Source organism: Photobacterium sp. DNB22_13_2 (assembly GCF_052873915.1).
Map to the genome: position 1 here is coordinate 145,725 of NZ_JBNNXU010000002.1, position 18,446 is coordinate 164,170.

At 42.8% G+C, this 18,446-nt stretch carries 18 protein-coding genes and 1 pseudogene; 6 read left to right on the forward strand and 13 right to left on the reverse strand.

Features of this window, described 5'->3' with window-relative positions; genetic code table 11:
* Nucleotides 1-9: 9 nt before the first annotated feature.
* From ACVA58_RS03865 to ACVA58_RS03880, 4 genes are all read right to left on the reverse strand, one after another.
* On the reverse strand, nt 10-474 hold the full coding sequence (locus ACVA58_RS03865; RefSeq protein ID WP_446509131.1) for an acyltransferase: 465 nt from the start codon (nt 472-474) through the stop codon (nt 10-12).
* A gap of 51 nt (nt 475-525) precedes the next feature.
* Nucleotides 526-903: a hypothetical protein gene (locus ACVA58_RS03870; RefSeq protein ID WP_446509132.1), complete on the reverse strand. Its 378-nt coding sequence runs from the start codon at nt 901-903 to the stop codon at nt 526-528.
* A gap of 11 nt (nt 904-914) precedes the next feature.
* Nucleotides 915-1,988 (reverse strand): NAD(P)H-dependent flavin oxidoreductase, encoded by a 1,074-nt coding sequence (locus ACVA58_RS03875; RefSeq protein ID WP_446509133.1) that lies wholly within the window; start codon nt 1,986-1,988, stop codon nt 915-917.
* Nucleotides 1,989-2,132: 144 nt separating this feature from the next.
* Complete coding sequence (locus ACVA58_RS03880) at nt 2,133-2,366, reverse strand: hypothetical protein (RefSeq protein ID WP_446509431.1); 234 nt, start codon at nt 2,364-2,366, stop codon at nt 2,133-2,135.
* 105 nt (nt 2,367-2,471) lie between these two features.
* On the opposite strand from ACVA58_RS03880, the gene ACVA58_RS03885 reads away from it, so the two are divergent.
* Together ACVA58_RS03885 and ACVA58_RS03890 are read left to right on the forward strand one after the other, a co-directional pair.
* Nucleotides 2,472-3,713, forward strand: coding sequence for a leucine-rich repeat-containing protein kinase family protein (locus ACVA58_RS03885; protein ID WP_446509134.1), 1,242 nt, complete (start codon nt 2,472-2,474; stop codon nt 3,711-3,713).
* A 108-nt stretch (nt 3,714-3,821) separates the two neighbouring features.
* The gene (locus tag ACVA58_RS03890; protein WP_446509135.1) at nt 3,822-4,475 is read left to right on the forward strand and encodes a glutathione S-transferase; all 654 of its coding nucleotides are present in this window, start codon (nt 3,822-3,824) and stop codon (nt 4,473-4,475) included.
* Between the two features lie 27 nt (nt 4,476-4,502).
* On the opposite strand, the gene ACVA58_RS03895 is transcribed toward ACVA58_RS03890, so the two are convergent.
* From ACVA58_RS03895 to ACVA58_RS03905, 3 genes are all read right to left on the reverse strand, one after another.
* The gene (locus ACVA58_RS03895) at nt 4,503-4,901 is read right to left on the reverse strand and encodes a type II toxin-antitoxin system RelE/ParE family toxin (RefSeq protein WP_446509136.1); all 399 of its coding nucleotides are present in this window, start codon (nt 4,899-4,901) and stop codon (nt 4,503-4,505) included.
* A gap of 328 nt (nt 4,902-5,229) precedes the next feature.
* Nucleotides 5,230-5,847: a DUF6680 family protein gene (locus ACVA58_RS03900; protein ID WP_446509137.1), complete on the reverse strand. Its 618-nt coding sequence runs from the start codon at nt 5,845-5,847 to the stop codon at nt 5,230-5,232.
* A 145-nt stretch (nt 5,848-5,992) separates the two neighbouring features.
* Nucleotides 5,993-6,418 (reverse strand): hypothetical protein, encoded by a 426-nt coding sequence (locus ACVA58_RS03905; RefSeq protein ID WP_446509138.1) that lies wholly within the window; start codon nt 6,416-6,418, stop codon nt 5,993-5,995.
* A 95-nt stretch (nt 6,419-6,513) separates the two neighbouring features.
* On the opposite strand from ACVA58_RS03905, the gene ACVA58_RS03910 reads away from it, so the two are divergent.
* Nucleotides 6,514-7,527: an IS110 family transposase gene (locus tag ACVA58_RS03910; RefSeq protein WP_446509139.1), complete on the forward strand. Its 1,014-nt coding sequence runs from the start codon at nt 6,514-6,516 to the stop codon at nt 7,525-7,527.
* 370 nt (nt 7,528-7,897) lie between these two features.
* On the opposite strand, the gene ACVA58_RS03915 is transcribed toward ACVA58_RS03910, so the two are convergent.
* Complete coding sequence (locus ACVA58_RS03915; protein ID WP_446509140.1) at nt 7,898-8,809, reverse strand: hypothetical protein; 912 nt, start codon at nt 8,807-8,809, stop codon at nt 7,898-7,900.
* A 390-nt stretch (nt 8,810-9,199) separates the two neighbouring features.
* Between ACVA58_RS03915 and ACVA58_RS03920 the strand changes: the two are divergent.
* The 3 genes and pseudogenes from ACVA58_RS03920 (at nt 9,200) to ACVA58_RS03930 (ending at nt 12,470) form a co-directional block, all read left to right on the forward strand.
* Nucleotides 9,200-9,893 (forward strand): annotated as a pseudogene (locus ACVA58_RS03920) (tyrosine-type recombinase/integrase).
* A gap of 470 nt (nt 9,894-10,363) precedes the next feature.
* Nucleotides 10,364-10,837: a cell division inhibitor SulA gene (locus tag ACVA58_RS03925; RefSeq protein ID WP_446509141.1), complete on the forward strand. Its 474-nt coding sequence runs from the start codon at nt 10,364-10,366 to the stop codon at nt 10,835-10,837.
* A 226-nt stretch (nt 10,838-11,063) separates the two neighbouring features.
* On the forward strand, nt 11,064-12,470 hold the full coding sequence (locus ACVA58_RS03930) for a basic amino acid/polyamine antiporter (RefSeq protein WP_446509142.1): 1,407 nt from the start codon (nt 11,064-11,066) through the stop codon (nt 12,468-12,470).
* A gap of 54 nt (nt 12,471-12,524) precedes the next feature.
* On the opposite strand, the gene ACVA58_RS03935 is transcribed toward ACVA58_RS03930, so the two are convergent.
* The 5 genes from ACVA58_RS03935 to phnW form a co-directional block, all read right to left on the reverse strand.
* Nucleotides 12,525-12,923, reverse strand: coding sequence for a hypothetical protein (locus ACVA58_RS03935; RefSeq protein ID WP_446509143.1), 399 nt, complete (start codon nt 12,921-12,923; stop codon nt 12,525-12,527).
* 368 nt (nt 12,924-13,291) lie between these two features.
* Entirely contained in the window at nt 13,292-14,509 is a 1,218-nt protein-coding gene (glgC, locus tag ACVA58_RS03940; RefSeq protein WP_446509144.1) for a glucose-1-phosphate adenylyltransferase, read from the reverse strand.
* Nucleotides 14,510-14,798: 289 nt separating this feature from the next.
* Nucleotides 14,799-15,611, reverse strand: coding sequence for a phosphonoacetaldehyde hydrolase (gene phnX / locus ACVA58_RS03945; RefSeq protein WP_446509145.1), 813 nt, complete (start codon nt 15,609-15,611; stop codon nt 14,799-14,801).
* A gap of 70 nt (nt 15,612-15,681) precedes the next feature.
* Nucleotides 15,682-17,061 carry an aspartate aminotransferase family protein gene (locus ACVA58_RS03950; RefSeq protein WP_446509432.1) on the reverse strand — a complete coding sequence of 460 codons (1,380 nt, stop codon included), beginning with the start codon at nt 17,059-17,061 and terminating at the stop codon, nt 15,682-15,684.
* A gap of 40 nt (nt 17,062-17,101) precedes the next feature.
* On the reverse strand, nt 17,102-18,199 hold the full coding sequence (gene phnW, locus ACVA58_RS03955) for a 2-aminoethylphosphonate--pyruvate transaminase (RefSeq protein WP_446509433.1): 1,098 nt from the start codon (nt 18,197-18,199) through the stop codon (nt 17,102-17,104).
* Nucleotides 18,200-18,446 lie beyond the last annotated feature (247 nt).

The window sequence follows — 18,446 nt, forward strand, 5'->3', positions numbered from 1 at the left end:
GCTGTGAATTTATGGTAGTTCTCTCAGTTTTCTTGCTGGGTTTCCCGCGTATATACCCTTTTCGGTAATGTCCTTTGTCACCACACTACCGGCCCCAATCACAGCGCCCGAACAAACACTCACTGCGAGGATCGTCGCATTGGAGCCAATTGTCACATTATCTCCAATAACCGTCCGGCCCCAGCTATCAGGGTTTGGATCCGGCTCGCCACTTTTGAATAAATCATTGGCAAACATCACACCGTGGCCAATAAAGCAGTCCGCACCTACTGTTACGAATTCACAGATAAAAGTATGAGATTGCACTTTAGTTCTTTCACCAATGATGGTGTTTTTCTGGATTTCAACAAAAGGCCCAATGAAGACACCCTCTTTTAAGCGACAACCATATACATTGACGGGCTCTATAATGGTGACATTCTCTCCGCACTCAATATCAACGATTTTAGTCTGGATAACCCTTGGTTGTGGCATCAGAATCCCTATAACTCAATAGATAAAAAAATACACATTATAGGCATCGACTTAGTAAGGCAATTTGTCAGGCTCCACTCCGATGTAATCCGGAGCTAACGCCTGACAAAATTGCACGGCACGAATAGTCTCTTTACCCAGTAATACAGCCTTGCAAACCCGGTGCATACCGTCCATCACCCTACCCTGATGACACAATATGATTGGGTAGGACAAATCTGACGCATCAATCAAACTGGCATGTTCCACAATATTCCGGCATGTTGGTTTAGCTCTACCAAGCTCATACCAAAACTCTTCATCCAGTTCCTTTATATTGGATAAAGGTACGTCAATCTCAGGAAGCTCCTTGGCTAACCGTATCAATCGAAAAACATCCCAAGCTAGTAACCCTTCATCTGATTGACGGAAATGATATTGCTGTCTCATAGCATTCCTATTTATTCATAATAATTCAGGTTCGATACAAGTGATAACGTCAACTCCCTTGCTGAGATCTCTTTACAACCCTCGGTGCTCTGCCCACACCACAGAGGAGAAAAATCACCTTGACCACGTTTTTCGAATTGCGTTCGTAGCTGGGTCATCTCGATTGATGCATAAGGAAAATCGGGCGTATCATTACTCATGCAGCCAAGCTCTTTCATTGCCCGGTTTACAATGCCGCGTGCAGGCCTACCAGAGAAAACATTGGTAATCGCAGTATGCTGTGAGCCGGCTCCTTTAAGTGCTGAGCGGTGTATAGGTGAGGTTTTAGCTTCATGACAAAGAAGGTAAGCTGTGCCGACTTGAACATAATCCGCGCCAAGCATGAAAGCAGCATCGACTCCTTTCCTGTCAGCAATACCGCCAGCAGCAATAACCGGCACCTTTACACTGCTGACAATTTGGGGCACTAACGAGAATAGCCCCACCTGAGTGGAGAGGTCCCCCGACAAAAACATGCCACGATGTCCCCCCGCCTCAATCCCCTGAGCAATAACCGCATCAACGCCATTTGATTCAAGCCAAATGGCTTCTTCAACAGTGGTGGCCGATGAGATAACGGTTGTACCCCACCTCTTTATACGAGCAAGCAAGTCTTTATCGGGAAGGCCGAAATGAAAGCTAATAACGTCAGGAGAAAAAGGTTCTATTGCATCAGCTATGTCGTGGTTGAATGGAACTCGGCTGGCGCTATTGGGCCGGCTCTCGCACTCTACGCCTAGCTCAGAAAAGTATGGTTGCAGTCTATGTTGCCACCGTAATTGCCGTGCTTCGTTATAACTTGGCATATCATGGCAAAAGAAATTGAGATTTAAAGGATTACTCGTGGCTGATTGTATCGTCTTAATTTCGCTTACTATCTGGTCAATATTTAACATGCCGCAAGGTAAAGACCCTAGCCCACCCGCTTCACTAACTGCAATAGCCAAAGTGCTGTCTTGAACACCGGCCATGGGCGATTGAATAATGGGTAAAGCCGTTCCGAATATATCCTTTCGCATAATTTTTCCTGTTGTGTGCTCATCCATGCCAATAACCAATAATAATGTAATTTACGGGTGACGATAAATTTGGCCCTCACGGCCACCTTGTAATTCTTCCATGATTCTCCAACGGCAAGATAAGCAAACAGTTTGATCTAACTAGGCTCGGTTTTTCTGCCGATATTGACACTAATCCTCGATTCTCTTCTCACCACAATTTTCACAGACAAGGTGACGGCAGAACTCATCCATTGAAGCCACAAACGGTCCAAGCGCCCAACCTTTAATAAAACCGGATATAAACTCTTTCACCTTTCGGTTATCTGTATCCTTGTAGACAGCTGGCTTTCTAACCAAAACGACAACATGATATGTTTCTACCCGACAACATGGGCACAGATGAACTTCTTTCTGCAATGACAACGGCACTTCCTCCATGAATTAAGCCCGATGATAACTTGGGTATACATCTATTTTTCTAGTAGACTACCCGCCTTTTTGTATCTCTCAAAGTACGGATTTATCATTTTGCATTCACTTTCTCAGCTAAAATCAGGCGAACTAACAGGCATTCAGCACTTGAAGTTGTCGGAAGATTTAACAGAATTCCCATTAGAAATTCTCTCTCTCGCTGATAGCTTAGAAATTCTTGATTTATCCAATAATCAGCTAAGTTCACTGCCAGACGAGCTGAGCCAACTGAGTAAACTCAAGATCTTGTTTACCTCTAATAACCGCTTTGAATCACTTCCTGAAGTACTTGGCCAATGCCCTGACTTGGAAATGATAGGCTTCAAATCAAACAAGATTAAACAGGTTCCGGCAAACTCATTACCGCCCAAACTACGCTGGCTTATCTTGACCAATAACCTGATTGAAACCCTGCCAGAATCTCTGGGTGAACGTCCACGGCTGCAAAAGTTAGCGTTAGCGGGTAACCGTCTAACCCACTTGCCGCAAAGCATGGCGCAACTAAGCAATCTTGAATTGTTACGTATTTCAGCAAACGAGTTAACTGAGTGTCCCGACCAATTACTCAGCTTACCCAAGCTCGCGTGGTTCGCCTTTGCCGGCAACCCGTTTTGCCAATCGCACGTTGCAATTGAATCCGTACCGGAAGTGTCTTCTTCCAGTTACTCCTTGCAGCAAGTGCTGGGGCAAGGTGCCTCTGGTGTTATTTCAAAGGCTGCATGGAATCAAGCTCAATCAGCTTTTCCTAACGACATTGCCGTAAAGGTATTCAAAGGTGAAGTCACCAGCGATGGTTACCCTGAGGATGAGCTGCAAGCATGCCTGAAAGTCGGCAATCACCCCAATCTTGTGCAGTCACTGGCACAAGTCAATGAGAGTGGTTATTTGGCGTTAATTATGAATCTTATCCCCTCGCACTACCGTAACTTGGGGCTGCCTCCTTGTTTCAACAGTTGTACCCGCGATACCTTTTGGCCAGACTTTACGCTAACTATTACGCAGATTGAAAAAATCGTTGCGCAGATGGAAGACGTCTTCAGTCACTTGCATACAAACCAAGTCTGTCATGGCGATTTGTACGCCCATAACACCTTGTTTGACGAAGAAGCCAATATCATTTTTGGTGATTTCGGGGCGGCGACTATGTATCACATGCTTACGGAGCAACAGCAAGGCCAAGTAAAACGGATTGAACACCGCGCACTTCATCATTTTATCGATGACTTACTAAGTATCTGTCGTGATGAAGATATCAATAGTGATGGTTATGCCCGACTAAAGCAGAAGATCAGTCAATAACAAGAAAAGCCAATAGCAAAAGAAATGTTCACCTCGTAATGCCTAATACCCAAATAATAGGGCTATAGTCATAAATATTAGCGTGTTAGATATCGCGAGGGAAAGCACATGACATTGCCTATATTGTACTCTCTTCGCCGCTGCCCTTACTGTGTAAGGGCAAGGCTCGCTTTGCTGTTGGCTCAACAGCCGGTTATTTTACGTGACGTCGTAACGACAAACCTGCCTGATGAAATGCTAAGTGTTTCGCCAAAAGGGACGGTGCCCGTACTGGTATGCCAGGATGCCTCGGTTATCGATGAGAGCCTAGATATTATGGTTTGGGCATTACAGCAGAGCGATCCAAGCAACATGCTATTAAGTGATCACCCCGACAGCTTTCAAGAAATAATCAAACTGATCAAACGCAATGATACTGAGTTTGTCATGTCGTTAGATAAATACAAAATTGCGTCACGGTATCACCACGATGACGAAGTAGAACATCGTGATCAATGCGAACGGTTTGCTGATCACCTTGAACAATGCTTAGCCGAGCAATCTTTTTTAATGGGCGACAATCCAAGTTTGGCAGACTACGCAATATTACCCTTTATACGCCAATTCTCCCGTGTTGACCGCCGTTGGTTCTTAAACGCCCCCTACCCAAACCTTCAACGCTGGATAACCGCTCACTATGACAATCCATTGTATTCTGAAGCCATGACCAAATATCCGTTATGGCTCGACAGCCGTGAAGAGTTTGTGTTTGGTAAGATCTAAAAGGACATCATACCGACTCGTTATTGACTAGCTCCTGTTTATGCAACTCACATCAAGTTCGAATATTTTCTTATCAAGGCTATCAAATATTTGATACACAGTGATGGCTTGATTAGCTTCTTTCTTTGGTGTTTTTCGTGTTGTTTTAAAAAATGCATGAAGAATAATAACATCACCACTTTTTGTTTTTGTAAAAAGTACTCTTGCTGACTCACTTCCATTATCAACTCTTAACTTGTAGATTAAACCTTTATATTTCCATATCTTAGAGTTTAAAACTTTCAAGTGGTTACAATGATAGACATCACCATGAACTTCATAAGACTTAAACTTTTTATATATATTTAAAGCAAGCTTTCCAGAGGTTTTATCAAAAAATTGAAAAAGAGGATAACTAATGTTGTCATCAAGAATAAAAGTAATCATAACATAACAAGATATTTGTTTATTTATAACAATAAACAAATCCGTGTCGATTTCACAATCACTTTTATTTAACATTGCGTTTAGAGATATTTATACCAACAAGTAAGGATTAAACGTTGCGTAGTCAACGAAAGACCGAACTCAGACGGTAACCCATTGAAGTGAAAGCATCAGTTGTCACTTCCAGGCAACGCTCGTCCAGAAGAAAGCCGCGGGCGCTGCGCCCATCAAGTTCCAATCGAGCAATTTACTTAATAAGGCGACACAGGCTTGTCCAACAACCGGATAGAAGTGTCGGCTGCGCGACACGTATCCTTATTTGTTATGTTTATTTTGCCAGCGCTTCCGAATTGTCGTCTGTCACAGGTTTATCATAAGTTTCAGATTCTACTACTGGATCTATTGGATGGTACGGAGGTAAATATGTAACACACATCGGTAACGAGCGCTTACCTTCTAAAACAGCTAATACGCCTTCACGGATTTTAGTTTGTTCATTTTCGACACGACCATGTGCGATTGGACTATAACAGTCTCTCTTAAGCTGAACTTCGTCGAAGTCGTATCCCAATGATTGAGCCATCGCGTATAGAAGACTTGTAAACAAATCATTTCCTCGCTCAATCCATGCATCCAACCTTTCATCTGGGACACTGTTATTCAAATGATCATTGTAGATCTTCCAAGCATTGGTAACTTTTTTATCAGCAGCTGATTGCCAACGTTTTCCAAAAAGTGACTTCCCGTAGAATTCAAGGTCAATCATGTTGAGTGCAGAAACATGATTTCCTGCTAACCTAGTTGCGCGTGTTTCCATCAAAGTATGAAACAGCTGAAGTTTTCTTCTCTTTCGTTCAGTGACATTTTCAATAATCTTCTGAGCCTGAACAGCTAGGATTGGACCAACAATAACAGCACCGATTGTTATCCAATCTTTAATTTCCATGTTTAGTTCCATATTTTCCCCGATAAACATAACGCCCAATTAAGTAGCTGACAACGCTACCAATACACTCAAACTTACCACCTAAATCACTAAAGCTAAACGGTACTAAAAATGCCAAGCGTTGGCAGTCTGCTTAAATTGCTTGTTAGCTTTTGTACACCATGATTTCAGCATTAGTTAACTGAAACTTTTGTAGCAACTGCATCGCCTTTCTTGAGACTAATAACATCCCTTTTTCGGACACGCTAAAGTCGTCTTTGCCGTTGTCTCCCGTTATTTGTAACCACGAGAAACTAGGTAAACAGCACTCTGGCTGTAATTCTTGAAATATATCAGAACTTGATAGTTCCATTGCAGCAAGATTGTATCCAGACAACTGTGATGCAACTAATGCTGTCGCCAAGCTTTCAGAAACTAAAAAACACGGAAATGACTCTAATAAGTCATCACCCAACCACCCATCAAACTCTAAGTGTAACTTTTCTACTTTTGGCGGGTGTACATCAAAATGCCCCAAAGTGTTTTCACCAAATCCCCCAGGGATTTCAGGTTCGATCAAATATTGACTCACCCCATTCTCCTAAAAAAACTAACGAATGACATGGACTCCCCCTCATCAGGCTCTGCCACACTTGGTAAGTCTGACTACAGTCCTTGGAGGCCACCATGTCACAATCAATTTATGGCATTGATTTAGCCAAACATTCGTTCAGTATCCACGGCGAAGATGAACAAGGCAAGATACTGATCCATAAAACAATAACTCGCTCAAAAGTCTTAGTTATGTTTGCCAATATTCCACCTGCAATTGTCGGGATGGAAGCCTGCGGGGCTTCCCATTACTGGGCTCGAGAACTGGCAAAACTCGGCCATACGCCAAAGATCATGGCATCGAAATATGTGGCACCTTTCAGGACGGGTGCCAAGAACGATCTCAACGATGCTGTGGCTATTTGTGTGGCGGTCACCCGCCCTTCAACGCGCTTCGTTAAGATCAAGTCACCTGAGCAACAAGCCATCCTTTTCTTACATCGTGCCCGTGATAACTGGGTTCATGAGCGAACAGCACTGTTAAACCAGATGCGAGCAATGCTAGCAGAATTTGGCATCATCGCACCAAAAGGCCGACATGCCTTACAAACTGCTATCCCTGAAGCACTTGAAGATGGCGAAAACCAGCTGCCCGATTTAGCCAGAGCTATTATCTCCGACAGTTACGAGCACTTGTTGAGTATTAACCAACGTATTGCCGACCAAGAGCACTGCTTCAACATGCTGGTTTCTCGTAGCCATAATGCACAGAAAATCATGAAAGTTGCAGGTATCGGCCCAATTACCGCCACTGCCGTTATCGCCAGTATCGGTAAAGGCGAACAATTTGATAAAGGCCGAGACTTTGCGGCTTGGCTCGGGTTGGTACCGTCACAATATTCAACCGGTGGTAAACCCAGACTTGGCCGAATAACCAAAAAAGGAGACAAGTATCTCAGGACATTATTGGTTCACGGTGCGAGGGCTGTTATCTCGGCCATTGGCAATAAAACTGATCGGCTTAGCCTATGGTGCAAAAGTCTGGTCGAACGACGAGGCTTCAAGCGGGCTATTGTTGCCCTTGCAGCCAAGAACGCGAGAATTATCTGGTCGCTACTCAATAACGACACCGAATACCAACCAATGTAAAAGTCAATTTCAAAAGGAATAAATAGCTTCACCGGGTCATTGCAATAGCCAATGATGATGTAAGGTTCAGACCTTTTGCGGGAAAACCTGATAATGCGGCGGGCACTGTAGATGCCTTCTAACGAATGAGGAACCGCAACCGCGTAGTGTCATCAGGGTCATGGCAACAAAGCCAGTAAATAGACCGAATGTAGAGCGGCAGTCCCAACCTTCCATTACCTGACGCTGTTGTTGACAACCGGGGGAGTCCATGTAGCCGCATTAAGGTGTGAGCAACGCTACCACGAAACTCAACCTTACCACCGTAAACACAAAACCCAACGATGGAATGAAAAATGCCATGCGTTGGGAATCACTCTTAAATGCTTTGTTAGCAAGCAGTTTTTGCATCAATAAATACGTTTTCAACACTCTCTATAAAGTGAATTACCGTATTTCTAAAGACATTCAATTCAGTATCACGCATAAAGTAAAACTTACTATTTTTAACTAGATGCTTTTTCATGATTGCTTCTAGGTCGATAATCATAATTTCTTCTTTGTGCATACTATAGATGGCTTTTTTCATGTCTTCTAACTTACCACCAATATTTGACTTGATTCGACCGTTTATATGCCCATGATTATGCACATATATATTTCTTAATTCAGTGTAAAATATCCATACTTTTTCAATATCATCTTGTTCAAAACCTACTACGTCAGATAAGGCTTCATATTTTTGATAGATTTCATTAACCAAATTTTCTTCTCGAACTTGACCAGACTTACCAAGCACATCTTTTAGTGCAGACTCAACAGCGCCGTACAAGAAAATAAATTCCCATACATTTAGAAGACCTTTTAACAGTTCATACCAGTTTCTTGATGTCGTCGCATCAAGGAGAAGTTGCCGATCAATTTCTACTTCTTTCTGTACATTCCCTGTTATATGCAATCCCATACCATGTGCACAATGCTGTAAAAAGTCACCTCGATTTGAGAACACATTTTCGATAATTTGCTCAATCACGTCCTCTATATGTATAGATTTCAGTTCGGCTTCTTTTGGAATAATAATCGAGCCCGACTTAGAATCTTCATAGATTATTTTCTTTGCTTTCAATTCGTTGTCTAACTCGGAAAGCATCAAAGACTTGTCACTTTCTATAGTAGTTTCCATGTAAGATAACAGTATTTGATTAGTCAATTGAGACATGTAAAACACACTATTAAAGTGCCTATACCAATCTGGTGACTCTGATGTTACTTTTCGCAATATCGGATTATATGCTGAGATCATTTTCTATCCTTAACTGACTTGTTTGACTGTATGCTTGCTAACAGCTTTATAGATTGAATATTTCTCACTTATCAATCTTCATATCATACAGTCACCTTTCAAATGAATCACTAAAATCATTTAAAATTCATGCATTTGCCAGCAATACAGCTAACAAGTAAAAAGTGATATGTTGAAAATTTCAACATATCACTTTCTCCATTATCACCAGCGGATTTTTATCACATTCATCATGTAACAATATGGCCACCCACTCCGTACTTTGTGCGATACACCGAAACTATTAGTCAAATGTCACCACCATTTAGCCCCTCCGGTATAGGTTTACATATTCAATAAGAGGTAAAGACCTTGAACAAATCGCCTTTTTTAGAGTCAATCAAAAGACATATGTATGTGCGCCATTACAGCCAGCGAACTGTAGATGCATACATCTATTGGATACGATCGTATATTTTCTATCACCATAAACGGCATCCGCGTGAAATGGGCTCAGATGAAATAAGTCAGTACTTAACGTACCTGGCTGCACAAAAATGTGTAGCTGCTCGTACACAGTCTACAGCACTCAATGCACTGTCATACTTATATAATAAATTCCTTAACATACCGGTTGACACTAGTTTGAATTTTAAACGTTCAAACCGCGATAAAAAGATCCCTATCGTTTTAACACAGCTTGAGGTATCGCAACTTTTTAAGTCCATTAAACCTAAGTTATTACTCCCAATTCAACTTATGTATGCAAGCGGCTTGAGGATTTCTGAAGTCCTACATCTTAGATATGGTGACATAGATTTTGAATATGGAATGCTGCGGATTTAATATCCTAAGGCGTCACCATATTCATAAGTCGGCACTAAATAAAGAAGTGAAGCGGGCATCGAATCTGGCAAACATTACGAAGTTAGTAACCTGCCATACATTGCGCCACAGTTTTGCCACTCACCTGCTTTCAAGCGGTGCAGATATTCGGACAGTTCAGTCTCAGTTGGGCCACAGTGATGTTAAAACAACGGAGATTTACACCCACGTTTTAAAAAATGGTGCCTCTGGTGTAAAGAGCCCATTCTCAAACCTTTAAGCACGCTACCGCCCTTGGATATAAACAACCCAATGCCAATTTTTGTAATCAGTTAACCGTTATATCGCATATTTGGTCGGTATTGCCTTTAGCTTCATCATTTTTTGAGCTGGCCCACATATGCACCAAAAGACAACACGCACACATGCACCTAGTCATTCCGACCTTCACCACCACTGTATACACAGGTGTTTATACAGTAGTTTTTACCTGTATACAGTACTGGTTATCCCGTCATTTGTACTCCAAATTTCAAACTACTTGTTTGACAAATTATTCAAATCATTTTGATGAGAACTTGTTTTATCAATAAATACAATGATTTAAATCCATAACCGCTACTTTTTAAGCATAAAAAACACCTCCTCCCTCTCTTCTTAATATAAAAAACACTTGCAACAGCGTCTGATTAACACTACTGTATAGACATACAGCATGTATAAATAAACACTGTTTGAGGATGATGGATTATGGCTGCTTACTTTGAACACCAAAACACGGTTTCTGCTGCTCAGGTTTACAAAGCGACATTTGGCGCGCATACCGAGGGCACCCCTTCTCCTCATACCGTGAATTGTCCAATTGAGGTTTCATTCAATGATGAAAGCCAAGCCCAATTGGCCTACTTCCTACGTATCCTCAAACAAGCTAGCCAGCAGAACCGCTGGATCATGTTTATTGGTCAGAATGCTCTGGTTGATAAGAACTTATTGAAAAGTGCTGGCATTGATTTAAACAAGGTCTTGGTATTGAACAATAAAAAAAGCAAATCAGACCAGGAGTTGATGGAAAAAGCGCTTCGCAGCGGGAATTGCAGTGCTGTCATCGCAACGGGTGACATTCAACATTTTGCCAGCTACGCCATCCGCGAAGCGTCAGATGTAGGTGCTAGCTTTGCATTTGTTATTAACCGTGACAATAAATCGCAGATCACTTACCACTAAATACCCTCTCGAATGACAGAGTTATGCTCCGAAACTAAGACTTAATTCTTTCCTATACTTACAAAGCCATCAGCAATGCGGATGGCTTTTTTGATCCAGTACAATGAATGGTGTAATTAACTATTATTTACGTGACCAACATCACTTCTGCCGTGCAAATCAAGAAAAATCCATCATAATACACCTGAAAATTATAAAAATTCAGTCGTTATAACCGGATGTAAAAATGGAAAAGAAACTGGGATTAGGATCGCTAACCGCTTTGGTCATCGGCTCAATGATAGGTGCGGGTGTATTCAGCCTTCCTCAAAATATGGCTGCTGTTGCCAGTCCCGCAGCAGTAATGATTGGTTGGACTATCACAGGTATAGGAATGATTTTCCTCGCCTTGGCTTTCCAACACCTTTCGCGACTTAAGCCTGAAATCGAAAGCGGTGTCTTTGGCTACGCCCAAGCTGGCTTTGGCGATTTCGTCGGCTTTTGTTCGGCATGGGGCTACTGGCTTAGTGCTATGCTAGCCAATGTCTCTTACTTGGTTATTGTATTCAGCACATTAGGTATGCTGTTCGATACCCCCGATATGATGCTGTTTGGTGCGGGTAATACTTGGCTATCCGTTATCGGCTCATCTGTATTATTGTGGCTTGTGCATGCACTGGTGCTACGCGGTGTCCAAACTGCTGCCATGATCAACATGGTCACGACCTGTGCCAAACTGGTCCCATTGTTCCTGTTTATTTTCTCTGCCCTCATTGCTTTCCATTGGGATACTTTCGTATTTGATTTCACCGGGCTGCATTTTGGTGAACAACACGATCTGCTGTCCCAAGTAAAAGGCACCATGCTAATCACGGTATGGGTGTTCATTGGTATTGAAGGCGCTGTGGTGGTTTCTAACCGCGCTAAGAACCGTAAAGACATCGGCCGCGCAACGATACTTGGGCTGCTAACAGCATTAACCATCTATGTCTTTGTGACTTTGCTTTCAATGGGTGTGGTCAGTACAGAAACACTGGCAACCTACCAGAACCCTTCTATGGCTAAGGTGCTTACCGAAATCCTTGGACCATGGGGCAAATACATCATTGGTGGTGGCCTTCTTGTATCTGTCTGCGGTGCTTTCCTTAGCTGGACGGTACTTGCCTCTGAAGCACCATACCTGGGAGCCAAAGATAAAATGTTCCCAATCAGCTTTGCGAAACAGAACGAAGCGGGTAGCCCTGTTAACTCACTATTACTGACGAATTGCTGTATTCAGGTCAGCCTTATCTGTGTGATGTTTGCCGGGAGTACCTATGACACTCTACTCGCTATCGCATCAGAGATGATCCTTGTCCCCTACTTCTTGGTAGGTGCGTATACATTGAAATTGGCGATTGAGCGCAAAAACCGTGGCTCATTGTTCATCGTTGGCCTATGTGCAAGCCTATACGGTTTATGGTTGCTCTATGCATCAGGACTTAACTACCTTCTACTATCTGCATTGCTATATGTACCCGGACTGTATTTCTACATAAAGGCCAAGCGAGAGCAGCAAACCCGTCCGTTTGTCGGAAAGGAAATGACAGCAGCTAGCATACTGACTGCTGCAGCTTGCCTCGCCGTTGGTATGTTGTGGAAAGGTATGATTTAAATACAAAAAAGCCAGCGTAATAAACGCTGGCTTTTTATCTGAACAAGTAAGCATTCAGAGCATATGTGCTCTAAGCACTTCCCCTTCATCGTCTAACTTGATCATCTTGCACGCCGCTTTACTTTCAATCTCTACTAGTTGAAGCTCTTCTAATGCATAAGGCAGCTTAATCATTAGCTCGTCAATATGCTCTGCGCGGGCAAGTCGTAACAAACGAATCAGGTTGTTCGTATCACTAATATTGGTCGACAGCACTTTTAGTGCTTGCATCTGCAACTTCTCTGAGTCTGTCATTCCATTTGGCATTGAAGAAGTCCATGTTATTTCAAATGCTGGAATAAGCGCCTTTAGCGCATCGACAAGTGTTACTCTTTGTTTGCATGATGCGGACAGAAACGTTGTGTAATCAAAGACCACATTGTCTAGATTTGAGAATTCAACTGATGTTTCCATATTCATCCTTTTAGAAACATAACCACTGTTGTTAATAACTCATGTGCACCTAGCTAAATATACCGTTAGCTAATAACTACTATACGACTAACTTAAGTTTGAGCTATGTCTAATTTATGAAAATATGGTGTTGATCTGCTTTTTAGAAGCAAAAAATCAAGGTGGAAATATCCACAAAACAATTGATTAACATCAATAAAACCTTGAGCACACAGTGATCACTATCTTGAAAAATAAATTTTTTTCATCTCAGCTTAATTGATAGAAATAATTATTTTCCACAATTATCACTCGAAACAAATTTGCAACATATTAAAAGAAGGCCAACATTATTTGTCGGCCTTCCATTTGGTTAAATAATGCAAATCTTAAAATTGATAATCAGATGGGATTACAACGACTCCATTAGGTGAAATGACAAACCGATCTGCATCATGTTTTGGATTCACACCAATTTCAGTCCCTGCCGGAATAACGACATCTTTGTCGATAATACAATTCTCAACATGTGCTCCTTCACTTATCACTACCCCTTCAAAAACAATACTGTTTATGACCACCGCTGCGTTCTCAATTTTGACCTTTGGAAATAGAACTGAGTTCTGCGCTGACCCCCCTTCGATGGCTACTCCATTGGAAATAATAGAGTTAATGAAGATCCCTTCATTACCTACAGGTGAAGAAACCGTTCTTGCCGGTGGCAACTGTTGTTCATAAGTACGTATTGGCCACTCTTTCTGATATAGATCCATAGGTGGGGAATAGGACAACAAATCCATGTTGGCTTGATAGAACGAATCAATGGTACCGACATCTCGCCAGTAAGCATCTTGACTTACCCTACCCGCAGATCCACCAAATTGATAAGCATAAACACGTTCACCGTCGATCAGGCCGGGGATAATATCGTTACCGAAATCATGGCTACTCGATGGACAAAGTGCATCTTTTTCCAAAGCCTCTTCCAGTGCCTTCATCGAAAAGATATATATCCCCATAGAGGCTAAGCAGGCATCTTGATTGGTTGGCAATGGCTGGGGCTCTTCTGGCTTCTCTGTGAAAGAGTAAATTCGCTGGTACTCATCAATAGACATAACACCAAAGGCATTGGCTTCTGATTTTGGTACCTCCATACAAGCAACAGTTAAATCAGCTTCATTTTCAACGTGCTGCTTAAGCATTGGCTCATAATCCATGCGATAAACATGATCACCGGAAAGTACAACAACGTATTTTGCATCACTGCGGGTGAGTAAGTAGAGATTCTGATAGATGGCATCTGCCGTACCCTGATACCAACTATCACCAGTGCGCATTTGAGGGGGAACCGCAGTAATATACTCACCAAGTTCAGGATTAAAAATAGACCACCCGTCCCGTAGGTGTTTCTGCAGTGAGTGTGATTTGTATTGAGTTAGCACCAATACTCGGCGTAAACCAGAGTGAAGACAGTTAGTCAGTGTGAAATCGATAATTCGGTATTTACCACCAAAAGGTACAGCAGGCTTGGCTCTATGGTCGGTTAATGGTGACAATCTCGAACCGACGCCACCAGCCAAAATAACGGTAATTGCTTCCTTTTTCATACTCTCCCCTTAGCGCACATTATGTTATACAGAGAACAGAGCAATATTTACGCCACAAAGAGTAACTATTAAATCATTGAAAATTAAAACCAAAAACAAATGGCCAGATAAATCCCGACCTCGTTGCACCAACATGGTGAGACAATATTAGGCACTGCACAAAAAAAGCCCTTTGGGTGTATGACCGCACCAAAAGGGCAAGTTATACCCAGCTACCCTCAAACACTTTCAAGAATACTGGGCATTAGCTAATTTTATTATTATGGAATATGGGGCTTCAAAACAGATTTTATGGGCGTTCGCCGGCAGCTAAACGACGCTCAATATCTGCTACAACATCAGGCAATTCTGCAATAGTATCAATTTGGTAATGTGCACCAGAATGAGCAAATGCATCGACAGCTTTTGCACGTGCAGCTGCTAAAGTGGATTCATCTGCTTGCTCAAATTCCGCTTGCGTCAGACCGGCTTCATTACCCGAAAGTAGCAATGCCACAGTCCACATACCGGCATTTAGACCTTCAGTGATACCCGGTACAGAATCGTCTACTTTAATACAAGCTTTTACGTCTGTTACTGCAAGCTCAATCATATTTTGCAGCAACATGTAAGGTGCAGGACGGCCGCCTGCTGCTAGGTCATCGGTTGCAACAGCACAGTCTGGGCTGTAGCCTTTCGCTCTTGCAGCAGGGATAAGTTCATCCAAGACCACACGTGGGTAACCGGTGCATGAGCCAATCTTGATCCCATCTTCACGCAGGCCATCAATCACCGTTTTTGCGCCGGGGATCAAATCTGCATGCTCACCAACTTTAGCTATCTGCAGTGGCATAAAGGTTTGATAGATTTTATCGATATCTTCTTTTTGCATTGGCTGGCCAAACTTTGCCTGCCAACGCTTGCTGACTTCAGGCAGTTCACCCACACATTTGATGTGGTCCCACTTACCGAGCCCCATAGGTACACGGGCTTCGGCCAGTGAAATGTCGAAATCATATTCACGACGGAATGCTTCAACAAAAATAGTCGTCGGTGCGAATGAGCCAAAATCAACAACGGTACCCGCCCAATCAAAGATTACTGCCTGAACTTGCTTAATCATTTTCTCTTCCTTTTAAATTTTGTCTCCAACGGGCAGCCGAATGAGCTACCAGTCAGTTATTCAATGGTGATTATTGTGCGCTAACTTCGCTGATCGCCTGCTCTACCATAGCCATAGCACGTGCTAAATCTTCACGTTCAATAATTAATGGCGGACTCAGCTGCAACACGTTACCCTGTGACACTTTAAAACTCATGCCTAATTCAAGACAACGATACATAACCTGTTCGGCTTCTTTCATTGCACGCTCTTTGGTCTCTCGAGATGTAACAAGCTCTACCCCCCAAAGCAAACCGACCCCACGCACATCACCAATGATTGGGTATGTTTGTTTCATTGCTTCAAGGCGATCCCGCATGTAGGCTTCGTCTGCCTTCACTTTGGCCAGCAAGTTTTGCTGCTCAATCACTTCAATCGTCGCCAGTGCTGCTGCGCAACCAATAGGTGATTTCTCATGGGTATAGTGTCCCAATGAAACATGCGATGCGGTGTTGTACTTGTCTTTAGTGATCATGGCCGCGATTGGCACTACGCCACCGCCCAACCCTTTACCGATACACAAGATATCTGGTTCAATGCCAAACTCTTGGTAAGTGAACCAGTTTCCACTTCGACCCATACCATTTGGAATGTCATCGATAATCAGCATGACGTTGTGCTTGTCACAAATCTCGCGGATTCGCTTCCAGTAGGCTTTACTTGGCACCTGCACATCGGTGTTGCGAATACCTTCTGCAATAAAGGCACCGATACCACCTTCTTTCTCGATCACATACTCCAGATAGTCAGCATAATGAACATCACTGCCGTCATTGGTTGGGAATGCACCACGATAGCTCACTGCAGGTGGGATGCGCTCTACCCCGGCTAATAATGGGCCCATCCCTTCACGAAAACAGGCTTCACCGCCAACCGAAATAGCATCCAAAGAGGCACCGTGGAACGAATCCCACAATGACACTACCTTGTAATTTCCAGTCACGTAACGTGCAAGTTTCAGTGCCATACCAATAACGGAGGTACCACCCGGTGCAAACAGCACACGGCCTAGATCCCCACCGGCAATTTCAGCTAGCTTTTTCGCACAATCAATAGCGGTTTGGTTAGTAAAACGACGCGGTGAGAATGGTAGATCGACCAATTGCTTCTGGATTCGGCCAACAACATGGGGATGGCCATAACCTAGTTGGTGAACATTGTTACCATGAAAATCCATATATTTTTTGCCGGCAACATCTTCGATATAAATACCTTCAGCACCGACTAATGCATCAAGACATGGTGTCGACATCGCTTGGTGTAAAAAGACATTGCTATCTTCTTCCAACATTTTCTGAGTCACTTGGTCTGCAATACTCTGGGTCCACGCCACTCGCGCTGGGGTAATGTTGGTATCACCTTCGCTAAGCAATGACTGATCGGTTAGTGCTGAACGATCTTGCTTTGTCATATCTAGCTTTTTCAAATCTGTATGAGTCATGCTGATTTCCTTACACCCAGTACATCGCTGTTTCTATAGCATCAATCAAGCGGTGCATATCATCATTATGAACATCACCTATGTTACCGATTCGAAAGCAATCTGCGTTTGACACTTTGCCGGGGTAGATGACAAAACCCAAATCTTTCAGAAGGTTGTAGAATTTTTTGAAATCATACTCGTCGGATTCAGGTGAGTAGAAAGACGTAATGATTGACGAATGCAGTGACCTATCCAGTAGACAGTTAAAGCCCAGCTTTTCCATGCCTGCAACTAGAATCTGTTGGTTAGTTGCATAACGCTGGTGACGAGCAGCGACTCCACCTTCTTCTTGAAGTTCTTGCATTGCTTGGTGGAAAGCGCGGACAGTATGAGTTGGAGAGGTAAAACGCCATTTACCATGATTCTTTTCCATGCACTGCCACTGATCATAAAGATCTAGCGACAATGAACGGGCACGACCTTGGCATTTTCCTAACTCATCTTGTTTAGCAATAACGAAACCAAAACCGGGAACGCCCTGAATACATTTGTTGGCTGAGCTGATCATAAAATCAATGCCTAGCTTGCCGATATCCAGTGGAATACCGCCAAAGCTAGACATCGCATCAAGGATCATGATCTTGTTGCGTGATTTAACCACATCACAAACGGCTTCAACTGGGTTCAACATGCCAGTCGTGGTTTCGCAATGCACCATAGCGACATGGGTAATAGTTGGATCATTATCAAGGATATCAGCTACTTGTTGCGGTGACGGCTGAACAACTTCACCAAGAGCAATAATGGTGTGTTCAATTTTCAAATATTGTGCAATTTGACCAATGCGCTCACCGTATGCACCATTATTGACCACCAGCAATTTTCCGTCTTGGGGAATAATCGTGCCGATTGTCGCTTCAACCGATGCGGTACCACTGCCCTGCATAAGTACACTTGTATAACCCTCAACACCCGTCGCCAGCTCAACTAACTGATTGCGGATCACTTCTACAATGCCTTTATTGTATTCGTCATCCCAAGTACACCAGTCTTTTAGCATTGCTTCACGAACAGTGCGGCTAGTTGATAGTGGACCAGGGGTTAGTAGCAGATATTGATTATCCAAGTTTTCCATTGTCTCGATTCCGATTTGGACTATACCAGTTTCGTCAAACTATAACGATCTTGCCAGATTGCTGTAAATCCCCTCACCCCAAAATTAATAAAAGCTTCATATTATTCTAAATTCATACACGCCTACTTTATTTACGTCTGAATTTTCGTTGTCATAAAGGTCAAATAAAACTGTTCGCAAACTGAAATATCACAATCATTGAAGTGTCATATTTTCTGCCTAGCATCATCCCTGTCGA